The sequence below is a fragment of the Mycolicibacterium bacteremicum genome (genome assembly GCF_002086115.1).
Lineage (GTDB): Bacteria > Actinomycetota > Actinomycetes > Mycobacteriales > Mycobacteriaceae > Mycobacterium > Mycobacterium bacteremicum.
On sequence record NZ_MVHJ01000028.1, the window covers coordinates 41,734 to 66,505 of the forward strand.

Annotated in this window: 25 protein-coding genes and 1 tRNA gene; 3 read left to right on the forward strand and 23 right to left on the reverse strand. The window is 68.8% G+C overall.

Features of this window, described 5'->3' with window-relative positions:
* Positions 1 to 21: 21 nt before the first annotated feature.
* From BST17_RS23395 to BST17_RS23405, 3 genes are all read right to left on the reverse strand, one after another.
* A complete protein-coding gene (locus BST17_RS23395) occupies positions 22 to 1,776 on the reverse strand; it encodes an MOSC and FAD-binding oxidoreductase domain-containing protein (protein WP_083061286.1) in 1,755 nt (584 codons plus the stop codon).
* A gap of 30 nt (positions 1,777 to 1,806) precedes the next feature.
* On the reverse strand, positions 1,807 to 2,091 hold the full coding sequence (locus BST17_RS23400; protein WP_083061287.1) for a hypothetical protein: 285 nt from the start codon (positions 2,089 to 2,091) through the stop codon (positions 1,807 to 1,809).
* A 136-nt stretch (positions 2,092 to 2,227) separates the two neighbouring features.
* Positions 2,228 to 2,304: transfer RNA gene (locus BST17_RS23405), tRNA-Pro, on the reverse strand.
* Positions 2,305 to 2,405: 101 nt separating this feature from the next.
* Here BST17_RS23405 and BST17_RS23410 point away from each other — a divergent pair.
* A complete protein-coding gene (locus BST17_RS23410) occupies positions 2,406 to 3,896 on the forward strand; it encodes a cryptochrome/photolyase family protein (protein WP_083061288.1) in 1,491 nt (496 codons plus the stop codon).
* Here BST17_RS23410 and BST17_RS23415 read toward each other — a convergent pair.
* The 14 genes from BST17_RS23415 to BST17_RS23480 all read right to left on the reverse strand — a co-directional run bounded on the left by BST17_RS23415 (position 3,876) and on the right by BST17_RS23480 (position 17,474).
* The gene (locus BST17_RS23415) at positions 3,876 to 4,796 is read right to left on the reverse strand and encodes a sulfite exporter TauE/SafE family protein (protein WP_083061289.1); all 921 of its coding nucleotides are present in this window, start codon (positions 4,794 to 4,796) and stop codon (positions 3,876 to 3,878) included. The two genes, BST17_RS23410 and BST17_RS23415, sit on opposite strands and share 21 nt — an antisense overlap.
* A gap of 205 nt (positions 4,797 to 5,001) precedes the next feature.
* Positions 5,002 to 5,769, reverse strand: a complete 768-nt coding sequence (locus tag BST17_RS23420; protein ID WP_083061290.1) for a sulfite exporter TauE/SafE family protein — start codon at positions 5,767 to 5,769, stop codon at positions 5,002 to 5,004.
* A 131-nt stretch (positions 5,770 to 5,900) separates the two neighbouring features.
* On the reverse strand, positions 5,901 to 7,304 hold the full coding sequence (gene der / locus BST17_RS23425) for a ribosome biogenesis GTPase Der (protein WP_083061291.1): 1,404 nt from the start codon (positions 7,302 to 7,304) through the stop codon (positions 5,901 to 5,903).
* Positions 7,301 to 7,987: a (d)CMP kinase gene (gene cmk / locus BST17_RS23430; protein ID WP_083061292.1), complete on the reverse strand. Its 687-nt coding sequence runs from the start codon at positions 7,985 to 7,987 to the stop codon at positions 7,301 to 7,303. The genes der and cmk overlap by 4 nt, the downstream gene beginning before the upstream one ends.
* Positions 7,984 to 8,727 (reverse strand): pseudouridine synthase, encoded by a 744-nt coding sequence (locus BST17_RS23435; RefSeq protein ID WP_083061293.1) that lies wholly within the window; start codon positions 8,725 to 8,727, stop codon positions 7,984 to 7,986. The genes cmk and BST17_RS23435 overlap by 4 nt, the downstream gene beginning before the upstream one ends.
* Position 8,728: 1 nt before the next feature.
* Positions 8,729 to 9,448: an SMC-Scp complex subunit ScpB gene (scpB, locus tag BST17_RS23440; protein WP_083061294.1), complete on the reverse strand. Its 720-nt coding sequence runs from the start codon at positions 9,446 to 9,448 to the stop codon at positions 8,729 to 8,731.
* Positions 9,445 to 10,257 carry a segregation/condensation protein A gene (locus BST17_RS23445; protein ID WP_083061295.1) on the reverse strand — a complete coding sequence of 271 codons (813 nt, stop codon included), beginning with the start codon at positions 10,255 to 10,257 and terminating at the stop codon, positions 9,445 to 9,447. Before BST17_RS23445 ends, scpB begins: the two co-directional genes overlap by 4 nt.
* A complete protein-coding gene (locus tag BST17_RS23450; RefSeq protein WP_083061296.1) occupies positions 10,254 to 11,135 on the reverse strand; it encodes a ParA family protein in 882 nt (293 codons plus the stop codon). Before BST17_RS23450 ends, BST17_RS23445 begins: the two co-directional genes overlap by 4 nt.
* Before the next feature lie 105 nt (positions 11,136 to 11,240).
* Positions 11,241 to 12,188 carry a site-specific tyrosine recombinase XerD gene (gene xerD / locus BST17_RS23455; RefSeq protein WP_083061297.1) on the reverse strand — a complete coding sequence of 316 codons (948 nt, stop codon included), beginning with the start codon at positions 12,186 to 12,188 and terminating at the stop codon, positions 11,241 to 11,243.
* Positions 12,185 to 12,805, reverse strand: a complete 621-nt coding sequence (locus BST17_RS23460; protein WP_083061298.1) for an NUDIX domain-containing protein — start codon at positions 12,803 to 12,805, stop codon at positions 12,185 to 12,187. The genes xerD and BST17_RS23460 overlap by 4 nt, the downstream gene beginning before the upstream one ends.
* Complete coding sequence (locus BST17_RS23465) at positions 12,798 to 14,546, reverse strand: CTP synthase (RefSeq protein WP_083061317.1); 1,749 nt, start codon at positions 14,544 to 14,546, stop codon at positions 12,798 to 12,800. The genes BST17_RS23460 and BST17_RS23465 overlap by 8 nt, the downstream gene beginning before the upstream one ends.
* Before the next feature lie 137 nt (positions 14,547 to 14,683).
* On the reverse strand, positions 14,684 to 15,616 hold the full coding sequence (locus BST17_RS23470; protein WP_083061299.1) for a copper transporter: 933 nt from the start codon (positions 15,614 to 15,616) through the stop codon (positions 14,684 to 14,686).
* A gap of 27 nt (positions 15,617 to 15,643) precedes the next feature.
* Entirely contained in the window at positions 15,644 to 16,828 is a 1,185-nt protein-coding gene (gene steA, locus BST17_RS23475) for a putative cytokinetic ring protein SteA (protein WP_083061300.1), read from the reverse strand.
* Positions 16,829 to 16,928: 100 nt separating this feature from the next.
* The gene (locus tag BST17_RS23480) at positions 16,929 to 17,474 is read right to left on the reverse strand and encodes a CGNR zinc finger domain-containing protein (RefSeq protein ID WP_083061301.1); all 546 of its coding nucleotides are present in this window, start codon (positions 17,472 to 17,474) and stop codon (positions 16,929 to 16,931) included.
* Positions 17,475 to 17,579: 105 nt separating this feature from the next.
* Here BST17_RS23480 and BST17_RS23485 point away from each other — a divergent pair, with 105 nt between their 5' ends.
* Together BST17_RS23485 and BST17_RS23490 are read left to right on the forward strand one after the other, a co-directional pair.
* Complete coding sequence (locus BST17_RS23485; protein WP_109750268.1) at positions 17,580 to 18,035, forward strand: VOC family protein; 456 nt, start codon at positions 17,580 to 17,582, stop codon at positions 18,033 to 18,035.
* 7 nt (positions 18,036 to 18,042) lie between these two features.
* A complete protein-coding gene (locus tag BST17_RS23490; protein ID WP_083061303.1) occupies positions 18,043 to 18,939 on the forward strand; it encodes a pyridoxamine 5'-phosphate oxidase family protein in 897 nt (298 codons plus the stop codon).
* 3 nt (positions 18,940 to 18,942) lie between these two features.
* Here the strand turns inward: BST17_RS23490 and recN are convergent, their stop codons facing one another.
* The 6 genes from recN to BST17_RS23520 are packed head-to-tail and all read right to left on the reverse strand — an operon-like array spanning position 18,943 to position 24,564.
* Entirely contained in the window at positions 18,943 to 20,694 is a 1,752-nt protein-coding gene (gene recN / locus BST17_RS23495; RefSeq protein WP_083061304.1) for a DNA repair protein RecN, read from the reverse strand.
* Positions 20,694 to 21,668 carry an NAD kinase gene (locus BST17_RS23500; RefSeq protein WP_234807790.1) on the reverse strand — a complete coding sequence of 325 codons (975 nt, stop codon included), beginning with the start codon at positions 21,666 to 21,668 and terminating at the stop codon, positions 20,694 to 20,696. The genes recN and BST17_RS23500 overlap by 1 nt, the downstream gene beginning before the upstream one ends.
* Positions 21,665 to 22,471: a TlyA family RNA methyltransferase gene (locus tag BST17_RS23505; protein WP_083061305.1), complete on the reverse strand. Its 807-nt coding sequence runs from the start codon at positions 22,469 to 22,471 to the stop codon at positions 21,665 to 21,667. Before BST17_RS23505 ends, BST17_RS23500 begins: the two co-directional genes overlap by 4 nt.
* A 4-nt stretch (positions 22,472 to 22,475) precedes the next feature.
* Positions 22,476 to 22,667, reverse strand: coding sequence for a hypothetical protein (locus BST17_RS23510; RefSeq protein ID WP_083061319.1), 192 nt, complete (start codon positions 22,665 to 22,667; stop codon positions 22,476 to 22,478).
* Positions 22,668 to 22,693: 26 nt separating this feature from the next.
* Entirely contained in the window at positions 22,694 to 23,689 is a 996-nt protein-coding gene (locus tag BST17_RS23515) for an HAD-IIA family hydrolase (RefSeq protein ID WP_083061306.1), read from the reverse strand.
* Positions 23,689 to 24,564 (reverse strand): tetratricopeptide repeat protein, encoded by an 876-nt coding sequence (locus BST17_RS23520; RefSeq protein ID WP_083061307.1) that lies wholly within the window; start codon positions 24,562 to 24,564, stop codon positions 23,689 to 23,691. Before BST17_RS23520 ends, BST17_RS23515 begins: the two co-directional genes overlap by 1 nt.
* Positions 24,565 to 24,772: the final 208 nt, after the last annotated feature.

Here is a 24,772-nt window from a genome sequence, read left to right on the forward strand (position 1 = left end):
TGGGTCACCCACCCCAGGGCGTCACAGGTCGAGCACGACCGCGTCGACTGGTTGCGCGCAGCAGATCAGGATGTTTCCCTCGGCGGGCGGTTCCAGCGGCTCCGGGTCATAGCGGACCGTTCCCGACAGCAGCGCCGTCTCACAGTTGTGACACACCCCGGTGCGGCACGACCATCGGGTCGGGACGTCACACGTCTCGGCGAATTCGAGCAGACTGCTGCTGGGCGGCCCCCAAGGCGCCGTGATCGCGCTGCGGGCGAACTGCACTTGTGGCCCTTGCCCGGGCGGCCCCGCCGGCAGGTGCGGGGCTACCGACGTCGCGGCGATGCCGGGTGTGAGTGCGGAAGACGCGCCGAAGATTTCGGAGTGCACCCGGTCGGGGCGCAGCCCGTATGCCTCAAGGCTCGCGCTGAGGTCGTTCATGAATGCCGTTGGTCCGCAGAGGTAGGCGTCGGCGTCACGTGGAAGATCAAGTTCGGCAATGGTTTCGATTGTCAGGCGGCCATGGTCGGTGAAAGCTGTGCCGTGGCGGTCCTGCGGTGCCGGAGCGCTGTAGAAGATGCGCGCATGGCTGCCGGGCAACTGCTTCAACAGCTCGGCGCTTTCCCGCGCGAAGGGGTGTTCTGCCCCGTTGCGGGCCACGTGTAGCCACCACAGCGGGCGGTCGGAATGTGCGGACGCGAGGCGATGCAGCATCGAGAGCATCGGTGTGACACCCACACCCGCGGACAGCAGGATCACCGGTGCGTCCGAGTCGGTCAGGACGAAGGTGCCGCGCGGAGCCGCCACGTCGAGCAGGTCACCGGGGCGGATGTGCGCGTGGATGTATGCGCTCGCTGCGCCGTGGGACTCTCGTTTGACGCTGATCCGGTATGCGTCAGAACCGGGTCGGTTGGACAGCGAATAGTTCCGGATCAACGGCGCATCGCCCGGGCCGGGACGCAACCGCACGGTGATCGACTGTCCGGCAAGCCATGTCGGCAACCGTGTGCCATCCGGGTCGCACAGCCAGACCGAACGCACATGGTCGCTTTCGTCGTTCACCGCCTCGACCCGCAGTGGACGGAACCCGGTCCATGCCGGTGGTGGACTCGCGGGTCCGGTCAGCCCCGCGTTGCCCGCGGCTCCCTCGGTGCTCTGGTCTGCCAGGCTGCGCAGCGATCGCTGCCAGCCGGGGCTGAGCGCCGGGATGCGCAGCGCGCGGTGCAGGGCGTCGCGCGGGTGGCCGGGCAGATACAGCAGCGCGTCGATCTCGGCGACCGACACCTGCTCAGGCCCGGATGAGACCTTGACGATCTGCTGACCGGCTGCGAGCTCACCTTCGGTGATGACGCGGCAGTAGAACCCCGGCCGACCGTGCGAGACCATCAGTGCCGCCATCCGTGGTTCGCCGATACGCATTCCGGCGCGGTAGCAGGTGACCCGTGGCTGCGTGACTTCAAGAACGGCGTCCCCGATCCGGTACCGATCTCCGATGCACACCTCGTCGTCGGGCAGGCCGTCGACGGTGAGATTCTCCCCCAGCATCCCCGGCTCCAGGTCGTCACGGCCGAAGTGCTCCGCCCAGTGCCGGTAGGAATCGAGTTGGTAGACCAGCACGGCCCGGTTCTCTCCGCCGTGACCACCCAGATCACCCTGGCCGTCCCCGTCGATGTTGAGCCGGCGCACCATTCGCGGACCGGACACCGGGTGCTTCCACGCACCGGTGAAGACGGTGCGGTGATTCCACTCGACATCCCTGGGCAGGCCCACGTTCACCGAGAGCAGGGTCGCCAATGGAGTCTCCTCACTTCGCCGCTGCGCACGCTATTGCGGCGAGTCACCCGTAGTCGGGTGACGATGCCGCATCCTGATGCGGGGCGCGAGCCGTCCCGCCGGTGCTGCGCTACGCCGGATCCACGTCGAGCGCCGCGCCCGGTAATAGCGTTGCATAGCCGGGCCCGTGTTGATGCGAACCTTAACCATCCGCCGATAGCCGCGCTGCCACAACTTCGCCAACAGCACCGACCGGCCGTCGAAGGGGTTACGGTCGCCGGGTTCGGCTACCGAGCCCAGATACAGCGCATAGACGTATTCGGCGCGCGTGGACACCGCGCAAGCATGACCGAGTCGGCCCTGACGACAGCGGCGCCGCGCCGCGAGGGAGCCGCGGGTTCGCATCGAACTTCGGTCGAGGCCGACCGGAAACGACAGAACCCGCTCCAACCGAGGTCAGAGCGGGTTTTCTTGGTCGGGCTGACAGGATTTGAACCTGCGACCACTTGACCCCCAGTCAAGTGCGCTACCAAGCTGCGCCACAGCCCGAGTGCCTCCCGGGATCGCCGGTAGGCGAGCGAAACTCTACCTCAGGCCCCGGCGCAAATCCCAACCGCGTCATCCGTACCGGGAATGGGTACTGATCAGGGGTGCCCGACACCCGCGATGACACTCCCCTGTGGCTGTTCGCCGACCAGCTCGGACCCGCCGTCCACGGAGGTGAGCACGCCCATCGCGAGGTGCTGCTCATCGAGTCCACGGCTGCTCTGGCCAAACGCCGCTATCACCGCCAGAAGCTGCACCTGGTGCTGTCCGCCATGCGGCATGCCGACAAAGACCTCGGTGACCGGGCCACCCTGATCAAATCCGACAGCTACACCGATGCCCTGGAGCAATTCGGCAAGCCGGTGCTCGTCCACGAACCCACCTCACACGCCGCCGAGAAGTTCGTTCACCGGTTGCAGAAGCAAGGGCTGGTCACGGAGGTGCTGCCGACCCCGACGTTCGCGCTGCCGCGCAAGGACTTCGAAGAGTGGGCGGGCGAGCGCACCCGGTTCCGGATGGAAGATTTCTACCGCGACCAGCGGCGCCGCTTCGACGTACTGATGGAGGGCAAGGACCCCGTCGGCAACCGGTGGAACTACGACGAGGAGAACCGCGAGTCGCCGCCCAAGAAGCAGAAGACGCTGGAGGTCCCCGCGCCCTACAAACCGCGGGAGGACGATATCGACGCCCAGGTCCGCCGCGATCTGGACAAGCTCGACCTCGATACCGTCGGCAACGACGGCCCCCGCCTGTTCGCGGTCACCCCGGCCGAGGCCCAGCGGGCGCTGAAGAGATTCATCGAGCACCGGCTGCCGGCGTTCGGGCGCTACGAGGACGCCATCATGGACCAGGACTGGGCGATGTCGCACTCACTGCTGTCGGTCCCCCTCAACCTCGGCGTGCTGCACCCGCTGGACGCCGTCGAGGCGGCCGAACGCGCCTACCGCGAGAACGACGCCCCGCTGGCCGCCGTCGAAGGATTCATCCGCCAGATCCTGGGCTGGCGTGAATACATGTGGCACCTCTACTGGCATTTCGGCCCCGACTACACCGACAACAACGAGCTCAACGCCCGCACCCGGCTGCCGGACTGGTGGGCCGACCTCGACGCCGACGCCGTCACCGCCGCCTGTCTGCACTCGGCGCTGGAGGGTGTCCGCGACCGCGGCTGGACCCATCACATCCAACGGTTGATGATCCTGGGCAGTCACGCGCTGCAACGCGGATACCGCCCCGACGAACTCACCGACTGGTTCGCCACCGCCTACGTCGACGGCTTCCGCTGGGTGATGCCCACCAACGTGGTGGGCATGAGCCAACATGCCGACGCCGGCCTGCTGGCCACCAAGCCGTACACCTCCGGCGGCGCCTACATCAACAAGATGAGCGATCACTGCGGGGACTGCGCCTACGACCCGAAGAAACGCGTCGGCGAGGATGCCTGCCCCTTCACCGCCGGCTACTGGGCCTTCACCCACCGCCACCGCGACCGGCTGGCCAAGAACATGCGCACCCGACGGGCGGTGTCCTCGATGGACCGGCTCGGCGACCTCGAGCTGGTGCTGGAGCAGGAGTCAGCGCGCGACCGGTTCTGAGGGCACCTCGACCGGCTCACCGTGCTCGGGGGCATATTTCGGCGCCCGCGACACCCGCCAGGCGTAGCCGACCAACGACACCCACACCAGCACGATGACCGTATAGATACCGGTGGACCACGGCCACTGGACATCGAAGTGGTGCACCAGCTTCTGACTGTTGGTCAGCACGATCACGCCGCCCACGGCCGACCCCAGCAGCGCCGGGCTGATCTTGGTGACCAACCACGCAGCGATCGGCGCGGCGATCACACCGCCGACCATCAGCCCGACCACCACCGGCCAGTTCTCCAGGAATTCCTGTCGCAGCCCCACCAGGAAGCCCAACGAGGCCGACACCGCGACCAGGAACTCCGACGCGCTCACCGATCCGATCACGGTGCGCGGCGCGGTCTTGCCCTGCGACAGCAGCGTGCTGGTGGTCACCGGCCCCCAGCCGCCGCCTCCCGAGGCATCGATGAACCCACCGAAGAGACCCAGCGGCGCAAGGAACTTCGCGCTGTGGCTGGTGCCCCTGACCCCGAAGCTCAACGGTGTGCGCAGCGAGAACCGCAGCAACACATAGGCACCGATGGCCACCAGGATCGCGGCCATCAGCGGAGCGGCATGCTCGGTGGACAGGGAGGACAGCACGGTGGCGCCCAGGAACGCCCCGACCGCACCCGGTCCACCCAGCTTCAGGACCAGGGCCCAGTCGATGTTCTTGAATTTCCAGTGCGACAGCCCCGAGGCGAACGTGGTGCCGACCTCGGCCAGGTGCACCGCGGCGCTGGCCTGCGCCGCGCCCACCCCGGAGAGCACGAGCAGCGTGGTGGCGGTGACACCGAACGCCATGCCCAGGGCGCCGTCGACCAGCTGGGCGCCGACGCCGACGAGGGTGAAGATCAGAAGCGAACGCATGGCAGCTCTCGGGGATGGTGGTCACCATGGGGGTGACCGCGACGGATGGGGCGCGTCAGGGACGCGGACAACACCACTCGTCGAAGGCCATCAACCGACGGGACGGCCAGAACGGCTCGAGCGCGGACAGCTCGGACGGCGCAGACGTAATGCACACGCTGTCAGCCATCACCAATCCCATCGTCGAACCGAAACCTCGCCCAGCCTACACAGCCAACAATCGGTAGAGCCCGATCAATCCCACCACCACAATCACCGCGCGCAATGCCCCAGGAGACAGCCGGCGACCGTAGTGCGCGCCCAGGAAACCGCCGATCAGCGATCCGACGGCGATCAGACCGGCCGCGACCCAACTGATCCGGTCGAAGGCCACCACCGTGTAGGCCACCGCCGCCACGATGTTGACCAGCAGCGACAGCAGGTTCTTGGCGGCGTTCATGCGCTGCATGTCCTCGGGCAGCAGCGCCCCCATCACCGCGATCAGCAGGATGCCCTGTGCGGCCGTGAAATAGCCGCCATAGACGCCGACGGCGAACGTCCCGGTGATCAGAGCCGCCAGTCGACCCGCGCTGATGTGATCCGCCGACTGTCCCCGTGCATCGGCCCGCCGGCGGGCCCAGGCCTGGATGCGCGGGCCGACGACCACCAACACCAACGCCAGCACCAACAGCACCGGGACGACCTGTTGGAAGACCTTCTCCGGCAGGTGCAGCAACAGCCAGGCACCGCCGCCCGCGCCGAGCAATGACGCCGGAATCTGCCAGCGCAGCCGCGTCCACTGCCCGCGCAGTTCGCGCCGGTAACCCCAGGTGCCCGACACCCCGCCCGCGACCAGGCCCACGGCGTTGGACATCGTCGCCGTCACCGGCGGGAAGCCCAGGGCTACCAGCGTCGGAAAGGTGATCAGGGTGCCCGAACCGACGATCGCGTTGATCGCGCCGGCCCCCACACCGGCCAGGGCGACGAGGATCATGTGGGTGGTTGACACTCCGGCCACCCTACTCAGCGGGCAATCAGCGCTTCGGGCCGCGCTTCTGGGTCGCTTCGCTCCGTGCCCGAGGGTCGCTCCGCTAGCGCTTCGCTCCGTGCCCGAGGGTCGCTCCGCTAGCGCTTCGCTCCGCGCTTCTCGCGTACCCGGACATTGATCCGGATCGGGCTGCCCTCGAAGCCGAACGTCTCGCGCAGCTTGCGCTCCAGGAACCGCCGGTAGCCGGCCTCGAGGAACCCACTGGTGAACAAGACGAAGGTCGGCGGACGCGACGCTGCCTGGGTGGCGAACAGGATGCGCGGCTGCTTACCGCCACGCACCGGCGGCGGTGTCGCGGCGACGATCTCCTTGAAGAACGTGTTGAGCCGTCCGGTCGGGATGCGCATGTCCCAGGACCGCAGCGCGGTCTCCAGGGCGGGCACCAACTTCTGCACGGCCCGGCCGGTCCTGGCCGAGATGTTCACCCGCGGCGCCCACTGCACCTGCACCAGTTCCCGGTCGATCTCCTTGTCCAGCAGGTAACGCCGGTCCTCGTCGACCAGATCCCACTTGTTGAACGCCAGCACCAGGGCGCGTCCGGCCTCGATCACCATCGTCAGCACCCGCAGGTCCTGTTCGGTCAGCGGCACCGACCCGTCGACCAGCACGATGGCCACCTCGGCGGCATCGATGGCGCTGTGCGTGCGCACCGAGGCGTAGAACTCGTGGCCGCTGGCCTGGCCGACCTTGCGCCGCAAACCGGCAGTATCGACGAAACGCCAAGGCTTGCCGTCCAATTCGATCAGCGAGTCCACCGGATCGACCGTGGTGCCCGCGACGTCGTGCACCACCGAGCGCTCATCCCCGGCCAACCGGTTCAACAGCGAACTCTTACCGACGTTGGGCTTGCCGACCAGTGCGACGCGGCGTGGCCCGCCGGGCCCGCCGGTGCCGACCTCGGACACCTCGGGCAAAGCCTCGAGCACCTTGTCCAGCAGATCGGCGACCCCGCGGCCGTGCATGGCGCTGATCGGGTGCGGCTCGCCCAGACCCATCGACCACAGCGCGGCGGCATCGGCCTCACCACGCTCGTTGTCGACCTTGTTGGCGGCCAGGTACACCGGCTTGCCGGAGCGCTGCAGCTTCTTGGCCGCAGCCTCGTCAGCCGAGGTCGCGCCCGTGGTCGCATCGACGACCATGATGATGGCGTCGGCGGTCTGCATCGCGATCGCGGCCTGTTCGGCGACCTTCTGCTGCAACCCCTTGGCATCGGGTTCCCAGCCTCCGGTGTCCTGCACGACGAATCGCCGGCCCACCCAGTTGGCGTCGTAGGACACCCGGTCGCGGGTCACCCCGGGAATATCCTGCACGACGGCCTCGCGCCGGCCCAGGATCCGGTTGACCAGAGTGGATTTGCCCACGTTGGGGCGCCCGACGACGGCCACCACCGGCGGCGGTGCGGTCTGCTCTTCATCGGCGGTCTCATCGAAAACGACCGATTCCCAGTCGCTTTCGTCGGACCAGGTGCCGTCCTCGGTCATCGGTGCGCTCCTACCCGCTGCTCCACGAGCTCCTGCAGGTGAGCGATCACCCCTGCTTCGTCCATATCGCTGGTGTCCACGATCACCGCGTCGTCGGCGGGCCGCAGCGGGGACACGGCGCGCGTGGAATCGAGGTGATCGCGCCGCTGCACATCGGCGAGCACGGCCTCGTAGGCATCGCCGAGACCGGCCGCCATGTTCTGCGCGTTGCGACGGCGCGCACGCTCCTCGGCCGAGGCCGTCAGGAAGATCTTCACATCCGCGTCGGTCAGCACCACGGTGCCGATATCGCGTCCCTCCACGACCACCCCGTCCGTACCGGCGGCCAGCTCGCGCTGCAATTGCACCAGCCGCGCCCGGACGGCCGGTACCGCGGACACCGCCGAGACCGCACCGGTGACCTGGTCACCGCGGATCTCCTGCGAAACATCCTCACCGGCAAGGTAAGCCAGGTCCTGGTCGGGGTCGTAGCCGACCGCCAGGTCCACCTCGGCGGCCACCGCGGCCACCTGCTCGGCGTCGGCGAGGTCGGCCCCGGCACGCAGCACCGCGAGCGTCACGATCCGGTACATGGCGCCGGTGTTGAGGTAACGCAACCCCATGGCACGCGCCAGACCCCGTGACACCGAGGACTTTCCGGTGCCGGCCGGCCCGTCGAGCGCAATCGTCGGTCCCGTGCTCACATTCCCACCACCTTGTACAGCTCGCCGATCTCCTTGCGGGTCAGCACCCGGATGCTTCCGGGCCGCATCTCCCCCAGGTTCACCGCACCGATGTCGGTGCGCACCAAGGCCTCCACCGGGAAGCCCACCGAGGCCAACAGCCGGCGCACGATGCGCTTGCGCCCTTCGTGCAACGTCACCTTCACCAGCGTCTTGCCGGGCAGGGTGTCCACGACCGCGAAGTCATCGAGGGCCACCGGCCCGTCGTCGAGTTCCACGCCCTCGCGCAGCTTCTTGCCCAGGCCGCGCGGCACCCGGCCCACCACGGTGGCCACATAGGTCTTGGGCACCTCGTAGGACGGGTGCATCAGCCGGTGTGCCAGTTCGCCGTCGTTGGTCAGGATCAGCAGTCCCTCGGTGTCGGCGTCCAACCGCCCGACGTGGAAGAGGTTCTTGTTGCCCCGCACCCGGTGCTCCACCAGATCGCCCACGCACGGGCGGCCGCGTTCATCGGACATCGTGGAGTGCATCCCGCGCTCCTTGTTGATGGCCAGATACACCAGATCCTCGTTGACGACGACACGGCTGCCGTCGACCCGAATCTCGGCGTTGTCCGGGTCGACCCGGGTGCCGAGTTCGGTGACGATCCGGCCGTCCACCTCAACGCGACCGTCGAGAATCATGCGTTCGGCGACGCGGCGGGAGGCAACCCCGGCCTGCGACAACACCTTCTGTAAGCGGACACCGTCCGGCTCGTCCATGTCAGTCCTTGTCCACATCGATACCGGCCGGCGGCTCGGGCGCGGCGGCCGGGGCGCCGAGCTTGGCGAAGCGCGGCTCGTCGTTGAGATTCTCGCTGAGGTCGTCGATGACATCGACATCGGGCAACAGCGGCGCGATATCGGGCAAATCGGTCAGCGAGGTCAGACCCAGCCGTTCCAAGAACAGCTCGGTGGTCGCGAAAGTGACTGCGCCGCTGTCGGAGTCGGTGCCCGCCTCGGTGATCAGACCGCGCGCCAACAGGGTTCGCATCACCGCGTCGACGTTCACGCCGCGCACCGCGCTGACGCGGGCGCGGGTGACCGGCTGCCGGTAGGCGACCACGGCCAGCGTCTCCAGGGCGGCGCGGGTCAGCTTGGACCGGGCACCGTCGAGCAGCAGCCGCTCGACATACGGCGCGTAGCGGGCGCGGGTGTACATCCGCCAGCCGCCACCGGCCTCGCGCAGGTCGATCCCGCTGTCGCGTTCGGTCAGTTCGGCGGCCAGATCGGTCAGGGTGGCGGCGATCCGGTCGGCGGGCTCCCCGGTCGCCGAGGCCAGTGCCTCGACCGGCGCCGGGGTGTCCACCACCAGCAGCAGGGCCTCCAGTACGGCCCGCAGCTCGGCATCGTCGAGGGGCTCGACCGACGCCTGGGCATCGACTCCGTCGGCCGTGTCGAGCGCGTCGACGCTCGGCTCGGTATCGGTCACGTTGTCGGTCATGAGTCTTCTTCCACTGCGGCTGCCAGGTGTTCGTTGGTTGGCCGATCCCCGGTCCACGAAACCTGGAGCACACCGAGCGGTTCTACTTGCTCGAATGTTACCGCCCTGGCCCGGTACAGCTCCAACAGCGCCAGAAAGCTGCCGACGATCTGCATCACATCGCACCCGGCGACCAGCTCCCCGAACGAGGACCAGCCGCCGACGCCGCGCTCCTCCAGCAGACCCATCAGGCGCATGGCCTGCTCGGGTACCGACACCGGTTGCACGTGCAGGTGGTCCAGCCGGACGGTGGGCACCGGCCGCGGGGTGAAGGCCGCGGCGGCGATCTGCGCGAACCGATCGGCATCCACCCCGATCATCACCTCGGGCAGCAATTCCTCGAATCGCGGTTCCAGCGACACCGACCGCGGGTAGCTGCGCAGCGCGGCGGCCTCCAACTCGGCGAACATCAGCGCCACATGCTTGAACGCCCGGTACTGCAGCAACCGGGCGAACAACAGGTCACGGACCTCCAGCAGCGCCAGATCGTCCTCGTCGTGCACCTCGCCGGCCGGCAGCAGCCGGGCCGCCTTGAGATCGAGCAGGGTGGCCGCGATCACCAGGAATGCCGTGGTCTCGTCGAGTTCGAGCTGACGCCCGATCTCGCGGGTGTAGGCGATGAATTCGTCGGTGACCTTGTGCAGCGCGACCTCGGTGACGTCGAGGCGGTGCGCGAAAATCAGCTGCAGCAGCAGGTCGAACGGGCCCTCGAAATTGCTCAGCCGGACCTGAAAGCCCTGGGCAGCCTCGGGGGCAGCGTCCTCGGTCACGAACCGAAGCGGGCGATGACCTCGCGGGCCAACGACCGATACGCCAGGGCGCCGGTGGATTTCGGAGCCCACGTGGTGATCGGCTCGCCCGCGACGCTGGTCTCGGGGAACCGCACGGTGCGGGTGATCACGGTGTCGAAAACCAGGTCGCCGAACCGCTCGACGACACGCGCCATCACCTCGCGGGCGTTGACGGTGCGCGGGTCATACCGGGTCACCAGGATGCCGCTGATGTCCAGTTTGGGGTTCAGCCGATCCCGGACCTTGTCCACGGTGTCGGTCAGCAGCGCCAGCCCGCGCAGCGAGAAGTACTCGCACTCGGTCGGGATGATCACCCCGTCCGCGCAGGCCAGACCGTTCACGGTGAGCAGGCCCAACGACGGCTGGCAGTCGATGAGCACATAGTCGTAGCGGTCGAGCACCGGATACAGTGCGCGCGCCAGCGACTGTTCCCGGCCGACCTCGTTGACCAGCTGGATCTCGGCGGCCGACAGGTCGATGTTGCTGGGCACCAGGTCCAGGCCGCTGACCCGGGTCTTGATCAGTACCTGGTCGATCGAGACGCGGGGCTCGATCAGCAGATTGTGCACGGTGTGTTCGAGCTCGTAGTGCGGCACGCCCAGACCGGCCGACAGCGCCCCCTGCGGATCCAGGTCGACCAGCAGCACCCGGCGGCCGTACTCGGCCAGACTGGCGCCCAGGTTGATCGTCGAGGTGGTCTTGCCGACGCCGCCCTTCTGGTTGCACATCGCGATCACCTTGGCCGGGCCGTGCGAGGTGCGCGGCGCCGGTTCGGGGATCTCGCGGGGCGGGCGGCCGGTCAGGCCGAGTTCGACCTGGGGCTCGATGCCGAGGTTCAGGCCACCGTCTTCGCTCATGCGACGACCACCCAGGTCAGGCGGCACTCATCCACGGCGAACATCGCAGCGAGTCTAGCCGTGGACGACCCCGCGGTACGGCAGACCCGCTGGTTGGTGAGAAAGCTAGCGGGCCCGGGGGTGAGCACCGGCCCACACCTCACGCAGCGCGTTGACGGTGACCAAGGTGTAGATCTGTGTCGTGGTCACCGACGCGTGGCCCAGCAGTTCCTGCACGACGCGCACATCGGCGCCGCCCTCAAGCAGGTGGGTGGCGAACGAGTGGCGCATCGTGTGCGGTGAGACGGCCGCCGAGATCCCGGCCGCCGACGCCGCGTCCTGGAGCACCTGCCAGGCGCTCTGGCGGGACAACCGGCCGCCGCGCGCATTCAGGAAGATCGCCGGTGTGCCCTTGCCACGCCGGGCCAGGTCCGGCCGACCCCGCACCAGGTAGGTGTCCAGGGCGCTGATCGCGGGTCGCCCGACCGGCACCAAGCGGTCCTTGCCGCCCTTGCCGCGCAGTAGCACCGAGCGGTACTCGGTGTCGACATCGTCGATGTCCAGACCGACGGCCTCGGAGATGCGCGCACCGGTGGAGTAGAGCAACTCCAGCAGCGCGCGATTGCGCAGGCTCAGCGGGCCGTCGGAGTCACGATCCCCGCCGGCGGCCTCGAGCAGGGCGAGCACCTGGTCGACCGTCAGGCTCTTGGGCAGCCGCCGCGACGGGGTGGGCGGTTTGACGGCGCGGGCGACGTCGACCTCGACGACACCCTCGGCGGCCAGGAATCGGTGCAGCCCGCGCACCGCGACCAGCGCCCTGGCCGCCGACACCGCCGACAGGGCGGACGTGCCGGTGTCGGGGTCTCCCTTGCGCAGCGCGACGAGGAACTCGCTGACATCGTTCTCGCCGACCGCGCGTACATCGACGATGCCGCGACCGTTCAGGTACTCGGCGTAGCGGCGCAGATCGCGCCGGTAGGAGCTGATGGTGTTGGCCGCGACCCCGCGTTCGATGGTCAGGTGGTCGAGGTAACCCTGCACCTGGTCATCGAGTGCGCCGGTCGCGGTGGTCACGAAGGGTCCTGCCGCGCGGCGAAGGCGGTGGGGCGATCGGTCCACGGCGCGTCCACCGTGCGCAATGCGGATCGGTCGGTGGCCGCGTGCGCGGCCAGGATCCCCGCCACCGCAATCGAATTGACGATCTGGCCGGCCAGCACCCGCTCGACGGCCGTGTCGAGTGCCAGCCAGTCAAGTTTCAGGTCGGCTTCCTCGTGTTCGGCTTCGGGGCGTCCGATCTCGGAGAGACCCGTGGCCAGGAACACCCGCACACTCTCATCGCTGAACCCCGGCGAGGTGACGATATCGACGAGCACCGACCAGTTCTCGGCCGCCAGCCCGGCCTCCTCGTGCAGTTCGCGTGCCGCGGTCAATGCCGGTGCCTCCCCACCCACGTCGAGGAGTCCGGCCGGTATCTCCCACAGCCGTCGGCCCACCGGGTGGCGGTACTGATAGACCATCGCGACCCGGTCCTCGTCGTCGAGCGCCACCACCGCGACGGCCCCGAAGTGCTCGACCACCTCGCGGCGCCCGGTGGCACCGCCGGGCATCTGCACGTCATCGACGCGGAGGGCGAGGATCTTTCCGGTGTGAACGGTCTCGCTGGCGTCGACGACGAACTCGTGCTCAGCCACGTTGGGCCGGCTCGGGCGACACCTGTTCACTGTGCTCGGCGCCGTTGGTCGGCTCCACGTCTTCCAACGGAAGCCGTTCGGCGGCTTTGTAATCCAGTGCGGCGCCGATGAAGGCGGCGAACAGCGGGTGCGGCCGGGTGGGCCGGCTCTTGAGTTCCGGGTGGGCCTGCGTGCCGACCAGGAACGGATGCACGTCGGCGCCGTACTCGACGAACTCGACCAGATGCCCGTCCGGTGAGGTGCCGGAGAACTTCAGACCGCTCTCGGCGATCCGGTCCCGGTAGATGTTGTTGACCTCGTAGCGGTGCCGGTGCCGCTCGGACACCTCCGTGGCGCCATACGCCTTGGCCACAATCGATCCCGCCTCGAGCACCGCCGGGTAGGCGCCCAGTCGCATGGTGCCGCCCAGGTCGGCGTCCCCGGCGACCGCGTCGAGCTGATCGGCCATGGTGGCAATCACCGGGTCCGGGGTGTCCGGATCGAACTCGGCGGAACTGGCCTCGGTCAGCCCGACCGAACGGGCCGCCTCGATGACGATGCACTGCAGGCCCAGGCACAGGCCCAGCACCGGCACCCCCCGCTTGCGGGCGTACCGGATGGCCCCGATCTTGCCGTCGATCCCGCGGATACCGAAACCGCCGGGGATCAGCACCCCGTGCACACCCTCGAGCGCGGCGATCGCGCCGGCATCGAGTTCGCAGTCGTCGGAGGCTATCCACTCGATCTGCACCTTGGCGTGGTGCTTGAAACCACCGGCCCGCAGCGCCTCGGCCACCGACAGGTAGGCGTCGGACAGGTCGATGTACTTGCCCACCAAAGCGATTCGCACCGTCTCGCGGGGTTCGTGTACGCGCTGCAGCAGATCGTTCCACTGCGTCCAGTCGACGTCGCGGAAGGGCAGGTTCAATCTGCGCACCACATAGGCGTCGAGTTCCTCGCGGTGCAGCACCTTGGGGATGTCGTAGATCGACGGCGCGTCCGGGGTGGAGATGACACCGTCGATGTCGACGTCGCACATCAACGCGATCTTGTTCTTCAGGCCTTCGGGCACATCGCGATCGCACCGCAGGATCAGCGCGTCCGGGGTGATGCCGATGCTGCGCAGCGCGGCCACCGAATGCTGGGTCGGCTTGGTCTTGAGCTCACCGGAGGGCGCCAGGTACGGGACCAGTGACACGTGCAGGAAGAAGCAGTTGTCCCGGCCGACCTCGTGGCGGACCTGGCGGGCGGCCTCCAGGAACGGCAGCGACTCGATATCGCCGACGGTGCCACCGATCTCGGTGATGACGATGTCTGGGCGGTTGCCCTGGGCGTCCGGCTCGGCCATCGCCAGGATGCGGCGCTTGATCTCGTCGGTGATGTGCGGGATGACCTGCACGGTGTCGCCGAGATATTCGCCGCGGCGCTCCTTGGCGATCACCGTGGAGTACACCTGCCCGGTGGTGACGTTGGCCGATCCCGACAGGTCGCGGTCCAGGAAGCGTTCGTAGTGGCCGACGTCGAGATCGGTCTCGGCACCGTCCTCGGTGACGAAGACCTCACCGTGCTGGAACGGGTTCATGGTGCCCGGGTCGACGTTGAGGTACGGGTCGAGCTTCTGCATCGTCACCTGCAACCCGCGCGCGGTGAGCAGCTGGCCGAGGCTACTGGCCGTCAGGCCCTTGCCGAGTGAGGACGCCACACCCCCGCTGACGAAGAGGTGTTTGGTGGCGGTCTGCGGGTGCTTGCGTAACGAGGGCAAGTACAACCTCCGTGGCGATGGGGCGAATAGGTCGATCACCTACTCAGGGCCTGCCGACCCACGGAATCTCACCTTAACACCAGCGCGGACAAGCTGATACTGACGCGCCGTAACCCGGACGAGCGAATGACCCCGCGCTACTGCGGGACCGTGACCGACGTCGCACCCTGGCCGATGCCGTACCGGCCGGGCTGCCCGCCGCGCAGCAGATCACCGAGGGCCAACGCGGTCGTGATCCGGCCCGACTCGGCGCCGATGTCATCGACGGTGGTGACCGCCCCGGCCAGCGCCGCGTCCGATCGGGTCACCGCGACCGCCGCCGTCCCGGTCGCCGAGCCGTCGCGCCCCGCCAGCACCGTGCCGCCGCCGTGCGGGGCCAGCGCGGCGGCGAAGCGGGCGACGGTGGATCCGCGGTTGCCCGCGTCGTCGCCGAGGGATCCACCGGTGACGATGACGGCGGTATCCGCCGCGCCGATGCCCGCCTGGTCGTAGCTGATGAAGCCGGTGTCGCGCAGCGTGGCCAGCACGGTCTCGCGCTGGTCGTCGGGTACTGCGGGGTCCTTGCCGATCAACAGAGCGATACCGAGCAGGTCGCCGGCCTGTGAGCCCTGGTCCACCGAGGTGGTGGACAGCTGGCGCCCGGCGGGCACGATGGGTGAGTTCACCACCGACAGCAGCTTCTCCGAGGCGTTGGCGTCCACGAACTGCGTTGTCAGCGTGATGGTTCCGGTGACCCCGGCGCCGCCCTGGGCGACCACCCGGGACACCGCGTCGACGTCGTCATCGGCGGCATCGGGGGTCCGGAAGATCACCACCGACTTGTCCCGCAACGTGTCGCGCAGGATTCGCGGTGCCATCAGTCCGTCGAACTCGCCTGCTGCGCTGAGCTTCTCGTTCAGCTCGTTCTTCTCATCGGTGAGCGTCTCGATCTCGGTGCGCAGGTCTGCCTTATCGTTGCGCAGTCCGGACAGCACGGTATCGGCGAACAGGCCCGATCCCAGCACCACCCCGACGGCCAGCGCCAGGAACACCGCGGCCAGCGAAATGGCATGTGAGCGCAGCGAAATCACGACGTACTCCTCGTCAGCTACGGATTGCTAGGAGACCAGACCCTGGACCCACAGCAGGAACCGGTTCCAGTAGTCGACCACCCAGTCGATGACGGTGGCATCGGTCTGGGTCACCCACAGCGCGACGATGACCGCGAGCAGCATGGCCAGCACCAGAAGGGCGATCGCGCCGCCGGACACCCGGCTGCGGTACAGCGTGGAGACGGCCTTCGCGTCGACCAGTTTCTCGCCGACCTTGAGTCGGGTCAGGAAGGTCGACGGGTTGCTCTGCTGGCGCGATCGGTCGAAGAACTCCTCGATGGTCGCGCTGTGCCCCGCGGTGACGATCAGCGACGCACCGTGGTGGTGGCACAGCAGCAGGGCCAGGTCGGCGGCCGATCCGGCGGCCGGGAACGTCATCGCGCCCACCCCGAGATCCTGGATGCGCTCCAGTCCGGGGGCGTGACCGTCGGCGTCGGCGGGCAGCACGACCTGCGCGCCGCAGCGCAGCGCATCGGTGCTGATGGAACTCGGGTCACCGACGATGAGCGCCGGCCGGTAGCCGGCCTTGCGCAGCAGGTCCGCGCCGGCGCCGACCCCCACCAACACGGGTTGATACTCCTTGATGAAGGGCTTGAGCGCCTTCAGGTCGTCGGCGGCGGTCTTGCCCTCGGCCACCACCACGACATGGCGGCGGTCCATGTCGACGTCGATGTCGGGGATGCCCATCCCGTCGATCAGCAGCGGGCTCTCACTGCGGATGAATTCGATGGTGTTGCCCGCGAACGCTTCCAGATGTGCGACCAGCCCACTCTTGGCCTCCACCATGAGCTCGTGGATCTCCAGGTCGGTGCGCTCGGTGCCGAGCGCGATGCGGCGGTCACCGGAATAGACGCCGCCGTTGTTGAGGCGGATCTTGGCGCCGTCCTTGATCTTCTTGAAGATCTCGGGGCCCGCCTCGTCGATGAGGACGATGCCGTTGGCGACCAGAACCTCGGGGCCGAGGTTGGGGTACCGCCCGGAGATGGAGGGCGAGGCGTTCACCACCCCGGCGACCTCCGCCTCGACGAGGGCGTCAGCGGTGATCCGATCCAGGTCCTGGGCGTCGAGCACCACGATGTCGCCTGGACCGATGCGGCGAAGCAATCGGTCGATGTCGCGGTCAACGCGGGCAGTACCGATGACGCCCGGCTTTGAGCTGGCATTACGCGATAGCAACGCTGACATCTTCATGTGGCGATTCTGGACTCGAACCCTCAAGTTGAGGTGGAGGCGCGCCGTAACATCTGCCCCAGGAGTTTCTTTTTGTCACAACTGCAACAGCCGGGATGTCTCAGTTCCGCTTCGCCGCCTCACCCGACCCGCGGCTCGCCGCGTAGTGCCGCGCGGCCTTGGCCCGGTTGCCACACGTCGTCATCGAATGCCACCGCCGGGTCCCGTTCTTCGACGAGTCGTAGAACCACAACACGCAATGCTCATGGGCGCATTGCTTGATCCGGCCCGGCGCGTCGGCGAGCATCCGCAGTAGGTCGGCGGCGGCCAGCCACGCCGGACGCCACTGCCTTTCGGGCACATCCGGATCCTCCCGCGGACCGGTTGCGGTCAGGCTGCGCCGCACCCGGCCGTGCTCGAGCACCGCATTCAACTCGTCGACGGCACCATCGGCGACGGCATGCAGCACGGCTGCCCGGGCCTGCACCAGCGCGGCCCTGGTCGACTCATCGGCCCGGCAACTCTGCTCCAGACCATTGGACTGCAACCAGGCCCGGAGCCCGCCGACATCGGCAAGCAGGTCCTGCACCTCACCGCCGGACATCCAATTGGTGTTCAGCAGATCCAGCGCCAGGGGCTCGCCGATGTGCGGGCGTGGATCACTCATACCTCAGCGTACTCCCCTAACCGGTGAAATATTTTTTGATGGTTGAAGGTTGTCAATGTTGAACCTAACCTTCAATCACATCAACAACGGTTACACGGAGGCATGATGACCACCATTCCCAGCCTGAACCCCGGGCACATCGGACTCAACGTCACCGACCTCGACCGGTCGGTGGACTTCTACCGGCACGCCTTCGGATTCGACGTGCTCAACCGGGGCGGCGACGACCAACGCCGGTTCGCCTTCCTCGGCGCCGACGGCGTTTTGCGAATCACCCTGTGGGAGCAGAGCGCCGGCGAATTCTCCACCCGCACGCCGGGGCTGCACCATCTGTCCTTCCAGGTCGACACCCTCGACGATGTCCGCACCATCGAAGCTGTACTCAAGGAGCGCGGTGTGACCTTCGCCCACGACGGCGTGGTCGCCCACGGCGAGGGCGCGTCCTCCGGTGGCATCTTCTTCACCGACCCGGACGGCATCCGACTGGAGGTGTTCGCGCCGCACGGCGCCGAGACCGCACCCGCCCCGCACGGCGAGACGCCCACCTGCGGATTCTTCTGAGCCGGCCATGGGCATCTATCACGCGGGCGAGCTCGCGGTACAGCAACGGCTCGGCCAGCGCGATATCGCCGACCGCGTCGGCCGGATGGTGCGCGACGAGATCCCGGACGCGGCCGCGGTTTTCCTGAGCGAGCAGCCGATGATCGTTATCGCCGCGGCCGACGATGCCGGCCGCATCTGGGCCGGCCTGCTCACCGGCGCACCTGGATTCGTGCACGTCGAAGACGACACCATCGGTATCGATGCGCTGCCCGTCGAGGAGGACCCGCTGCACGCGGTGCTGACCGGGACGCCACGGCGGATCGGGATGATCGCCGTACAGCCGCAGACCCGGCGCCGGATGCGCGTCAACGGCATCGCCGCGCTCACCCCTTCGGGGCTGGTGCTTCATCCCGATCAGGTGTATTCGAACTGCCCGAAGTACATCTCGCGCCGGAACATCGAGTCCGTCACGCCTGCGCCGGCCGCCCGCGTGGTACGGCGCACCGATGCGCTCGATGACCGCGCCCGTCAGATGATCGCCGATGCCGACACCTTCTTCATCGGCTCGGCCGATGCCGAAGGCAACGCCGACGCCTCACACCGCGGCGGTAATCCCGGCTTCCTGCAGGTGCTCTCGCCGACCCGGGTGCGCTGGCCCGACTACCGCGGCAACTCGATGTTCATGACGCTGGGCAACATCAGCGCCAACCCGCATGCCGGGCTGCTGATCCCGGATTGGGATACCGGCACGACGCTGCAGCTCACCGGGACCGCCGAGATCATCTATGAAACCGGTCCCGGCGCACAGTGTTTCGTCGAATTCGACATCGAGCAGGTGGTCGAACTCACCGGCGTCAGCCCGCTGCACTGGGGTAGCGCCGAACTCTCGCCGGCCAACCCGGCCTCAATCACTGGTCGCTGAGATCTATTCAGCGCGGTCGCGCTGGGCGGACTCCCACAGTTCCCGGGCGTGCGCCCGCCCGCTGTCGGTGTCCCCCAGCCCGGCCAGCATGCGCGCCAGTTCGGCGACCCGGTCGTCGTCCTGTAGGCGCACCACCCGGCTCGACTTGGGTCCGCTCTCGACGACCAGGTGGGTGTCGGCGTAGGCCGCCACCTGCGGTAGGTGGGTGACGACGATGACCTGGTGGGTGCGCGCCAACCGGGCGAGCCTCCGGCCGATCTGCACCGCGGCCCGGCCGCCCACGCCGGCATCGACCTCGTCGAACACCATGGTGGTGCCCTCATCCGAGGCGGACAGCACCACCTCCAGGGCCAGCATCACCCGGGACAATTCGCCACCGGAGGCGCTCTTGGCCAGCGGCAGCAGGTCGGTGCCCTTGTGCGCGGCGAAGCCGAACTCGACCGCGTCGACACCGTCGCCACCGGCGTGCGCACGGGTGCCGTCGGCCAATGTCACCGGCGCCGAGTCATCGGCGCGGGCGGCGATCGGCGTCACCGAGATCCCGAAGTCCGCACCCGTCATGGCCAGACCGGACAGCTCGGCCGAGACCGCCTTGGCCAGCCCCTTGGCGGCCTTGACGCGTGCCTTGGTCAGATCGGCGGCCGCGGCCACCACCGTGGCGTGCAACTCGTCGACGCGGGCCTGCAGCCCGGCCAACGCCTCCTCGGAGACGTCGAGCTGGGCCAGCCGGGTGCGCGACTCAGCCGCCCAGGCCAGCACCCCGTCGATATCCGGTGCGTATTTGCGGGTCAGACCGCGCAATTCGGCCTGGCGCGCCAGCTTGGACTCCAGGGTGCTTGCATCACTGGGCAATTCGGCCAGGAAGTCGCCCAGCTCGGTGGACACGTCGCCGATCACCGCCAGTGCCTCGACCAGTCGCTCCCCCAACGCCTGCAACGCCGAGTCGTCGGTGGCACCCAGCGTCGATCGGGCCTGGGCCACGCCGCTGGCCGCCGAGGCCGATTCGGAGCCGTCGTCGTCGAGCGGGCCGGCCAGCCAGCCGCGCGCCAACGCCGCCGCCTCGCGCAGTGCGTCGAGTTCGGAGAGCCGGCGGATGTCGGCCACCAGCGCCTCATCCTCACCGGGCGCCGGGTCGACGGTGTCGATCTCGTTGAGCCCGAACGTGAGCCGGTCCGACTCCAACGCCAGCTCGCGGGCCCGCTCGGTGCGGTCGGTCAGGTCCCGGCGGGCGGTCAACCAGTCCTCGCGGGCCGCCCGGTACCTGCGCAACGGAGCGGCGACATCGGCGTAGCGGTCCAGCGCCGCGCGCTGCTCGTCGGGCCGCATCAGGCGCAGCTGATCGTTCTGGCCGTGCAGTGCCAGAAGTTCGTTGGTGAATGTGCTCAGCGATTTGGCCGGCACGCTGCGACCACCCAGATACGCCCGCGACGGGCCGTCCCGGTTGACCGAGCGCGCCGCGATCACGGTGTCGTCGTCATCCCGGTCGGCGCCCGAGGATTCCAGGATCTCATCGATTCGCCCGGCCACGTCGGCACCGAGTTCGGTTGTGCTGAACCGGCCTTCCACCACCGCACGGTCGGAGCCGGTGCGCACCCGGTTGGCGTCGGCGCGGGCACCCCCGAGCAGATGCAGACCGGTCACCACCATCGTCTTGCCCGCACCGGTCTCCCCGGTGAGCACCGTGAGGCCACGGTCGAATTCTGCGGTCGCCGAGCTGATCGCTCCCAGCGACTCGATACGGATCTCGGAGAGCACTATTGGCCGCGCCATCCCTTGACCGGCAACCGGAACTTGCGCACCAACCGGTCGGTGAAGGGCGCACTGTCCAGCCGGACCCATTTCAGCGGGGTGCCGCACCGGGTCACCTCCAGGCGGGCGCCGGCCGGCACCGCCATCTTGCGGCGCCCGTCGCAGAAGGCGACCGCGTCATGACCGCCGGCCTCCACCTCGATGGCGATGGACGCGTCCGGGCTGGTGACCATCGGCCGCGCGAACAGCGCGTGTGCATTGTTGGGCACCACCAGGATCGACTCCAGGTCGGGCCACAGGATCGGCCCGCCCGCCGAGAACGCGTACGCGGTGGAGCCCGTCGGCGTGGACACCAGTACCCCGTCGCAGCCGAACTGCGAGACCGGTCGGCCGTCGACCTCCAGCACCACCCCGAGCACGCCGAGGCGCGGGCCCTTCTCCAGACTGGCCTCGTTGAGCGCCCACCCGCGGTCGCGCACCACCCCGCCCTCGCGGACGGCGACGTCCAGGGTCATCCGCTCCTCGACGCGGTAGTCCTTGGCGATGACGTGGTCGAGCACCGTGTCGATGGCATCCGCCTCGGCCTCGGCGAGGAACCCGATCCGGCCCAGATTGATGCCGAGCACCGGGATCTCGACGTTGCGTGCCAGCTCGGCGGCCCGCAGGAAGGTCCCGTCACCGCCGAGGGCGAGGACCAGTTCACACCCCTCGGCGGCCTGCTCGTCAGCGTCGACCACCTCGATGTCGACACCGAGTGCGCGCATCTCCTCGGGCGCCAGGTGCAGCGACCCGCGGTCGACGGCCTCGGCCGTCAGCACGCGCAACCCGATACCGTGCTCCCCCAGCACCTTTTCCACCCGCCGTGCGGTTTCGGTGGCCTCTTCGCGCCCGGTGTGCACGACCAGCAGGACGTTGCGGCCCGGGTTCGATTCGTCAGAGGTCGTCAATTCCTGAGAGGTCGTCGATTCCTGAGAGGTCATTGCGGCCCTTCGTCGATCGCTTGCTGGATGGCTCGTTCGAGATCCCCGCCCGCCAGCGCGGCGTCGGTCTCGGCGCGGAAGCGCAGGAAGAATTCGACATTGCCCGACGGACCCGGGAGCGGACTCGCGGTGACAGCGACTGTGTGCCAGTGCAATTCGGCCGCGCGACGCGCCACCGTCAGCACCGCGTCGGCGCGCAGCGCCGGATCCGACACCACGCCCCCGGCGCCGACCCGGTCCTTACCGACCTCGAATTGTGGTTTCACCATCGGCACGATATCGGCGGTGGGTGACGCGCAGGCGGTGAGCGCCGGCAGCACGGTGGCCAACGAGATGAACGACAGGTCGGCGACCACCAGGTCGACGGGGCCGCCGATCGCCTCCGGCGTCAACGCCCGGACGTTCGTGCGCTCCAGGACGTGCACCCGGTCATCGGAACGCAGCGACCACGCCAGCTGCCCGTAGCCGACGTCGGCCGCCACCACCTCGGCGGCGCCCCGGTCGAGCAGCACCTCGGTGAAGCCACCGGTGGACGCACCGGCGTCGAGGCATCGCCGCCCGGTGACCGGAACGCCGAACGCGTCCAGGGCACCGATGAGTTTGTGCGCTCCGCGCGACACCCAGACCCGTTCGTCGGCGGCGACGGTCAACTTCGCATCGACGGCCACCGTAGTCGCCGGTTTGGCGGCGGGCATCCCGTCGATGCGCACCCGCCCGGCGCCGATCAGTTCGGCCGCCTGTTGGCGCGACCGGGCCAGCCCGCGCCGCACCAGTTCGGCATCCACCCGCGCACGCCGCGTCATCGGGTCAGCGCCCCCGGTTCGTGTCGCCCCGGCCCTCCACCGATTCCAGCGCGCGCACCAGCAGATCGTGCGCCTCCTCCAGGCGCACCGCCACGGCGTCGATATCGGCGCCGTCGAGCCCGCCCGCATCGACGTCCGGCAGGTCTGCCAGCAGCGCCGCGATACCGGCGCGGATCTGCTCAGGATCGGTAGTCATGTCGCTGATCACGCTAGCCGATGCGGTCAGCTCAGCAGCGACCAGCGGTGCAGTGCCGCGCGCGCGGCGTCATCGCCTGCCGCGATGGTGACGACGCCGTCGGCCGCCCACACCGCATGCGCGGTGGCGCGCACGACGCTCAGGTCGTCGCCGGCCGGTTCGCCGGTCGCCCGCACGGTCACCGTCGCACCGTCGGTGTCGACGTGCCACGCCGGATGCGCGGCCACGCGCAGCGTGTCGGCATCGGTGTGCAGCGACCGCAGGTCTGCGGCCAGGAAGTCCGGGCGGCTCCCGTCCGCGGCGTGCACCATATCGGCGGCGTTGTTGACCCCGGTGAGCACCATCAGGCTGGGCAACCCGGCGGCATTGGCGCCCTCGATGTCGGTGTCGAGACGGTCACCGATCACCAGCGGTGCGCGGAACTCGCCGCGGGCCAGCGCATCGTTCATCAGGCTCGGGGCGGGCTTGCCGGCGACCTGCGGTTCGCTGTCGGTGGCGGTCCGCAGCGCGGCGACCATCGAGCCGTTGCCGGGCAGCAAACCGCGCTCGGAGGGCAGCGTGCGGTCGACGTTGGCGGCCACCCAGACCGCTCCGCCGCGGATGGCGAGTGCGGCCTCGGCCAGGATGGCCCATCCGGTGTCCGGGTTGTGTCCCTGGACCACTGCGACCGGCCGCTCGTCCTCGCTGCGCACCGGCCTGAGTCCGACGGCAGAGATTTCGGCGGCCAGGGCCTCGGTGCCGACGATCAGGACCGCCGACCCCGCGGGCACCTGTCCGGCCAGTAGCCGCGCCGCGCTCTGGGCGCTGGTGACGACATCATCCTCCCCGGCGGCGAATCCCAGCTCCTGCAGGTGTTCGGCCACTTGGGCCGCCGAGCGGGAGGCGTTGTTGGTGACGAACAGGGCGCGCGACTGCACCGCGGCCAGGCTGTCGACCGCGCCCGGGGTCGGCTCATGGCCACGGAAGACGGTGCCGTCGAGATCCAGGAGCAGGCAATCATGCTCCTGTGCCAACGTCCCCACTAGGTGAGCTCGGCGAGTCGTTCTTCGGCGTCGGTGACGCCCTCGACGTCCGCGGCGGCCGCATTGATGAAGGCCTGCACCGCCTCGTCGCTGCGGCCGAGCGCGAGCAGGGTCTCGGCGGTGGCGTAGAACAGCCGGGCGCTGGTGGCCCCGATGCGGGTCGGGTCCAGCGGCGGGCTCGCCAGGATGGCCAGCGCCTGCTCGTATTGACCGAGATCGGAGCGGGCGCCGGCCACCACCATGCGCAGTTCGTCGGCGTCGTCACCGGTGAGTTGCTCGGCCTCGGCGCTACGGGCCAGTTCGATGGCCCGCTCGGGCCGGCCGACCCCGCGTTCGCAGTCGGCGATCAAGGGGAGCAGCGCGGACTTGCTGCCCATCCGGCGGGCGGCCCGTAATTCGGCAAGGGCCTGGGCCCAGTCGCCGCAGTAATAGGCCGCGATGCCGACGGCCTCGCGGACGGCGGCGATGCGTCCCGATCGGGCACGGGCGGCGCGTGCATGTGCCAGTGCGGCTTCGGGGTCCTCGTCGAGCAATTCGCCGGCGGCCACCAGGTGACGGGCCACCACGTCGGCGGTCGACTTGTCGAGCGTGATGAGTTCGCTACGAATTTCCGGAGCCAGTTGTCTGGCCTCGATCTCGTTGGGGATGCGCGGGCCGGCCGGCTGATCATCACCGCGCGGGTCGCGACGTTCCCGATCGGAACCGGACCACTGGGGCTTGGGGCGATCGCGTCCACCGCGGCGGGCGTATCCGCCCCCGCCGGAACGCTGGGGGCGGCCGGCACCGTTAGCGCTGTTTCCACCGGCACGCGGGCCGTCGCCCGGTGCGCGACGTGGCCGCCGCTCGCCGCTGCCGCCTTGTCTGTCCTCGGCCACAGTTGCCTTCCTGATCGATCACACGTCCGGAGCAAAGGATAGCCGGGACATGCCCATTCGCGACACTCGCGAATTCAAAAGAATGGTCGATAAATGGAATTACCCCCCACGAATAACGTGGGGGGTAATCCTAATGTGTGTTCGGCGGTGTCCTACTTTTCCACCCTGTTGGGTAGTATCATTGGCGCTGGTAGGCTTAGCTTCCGGG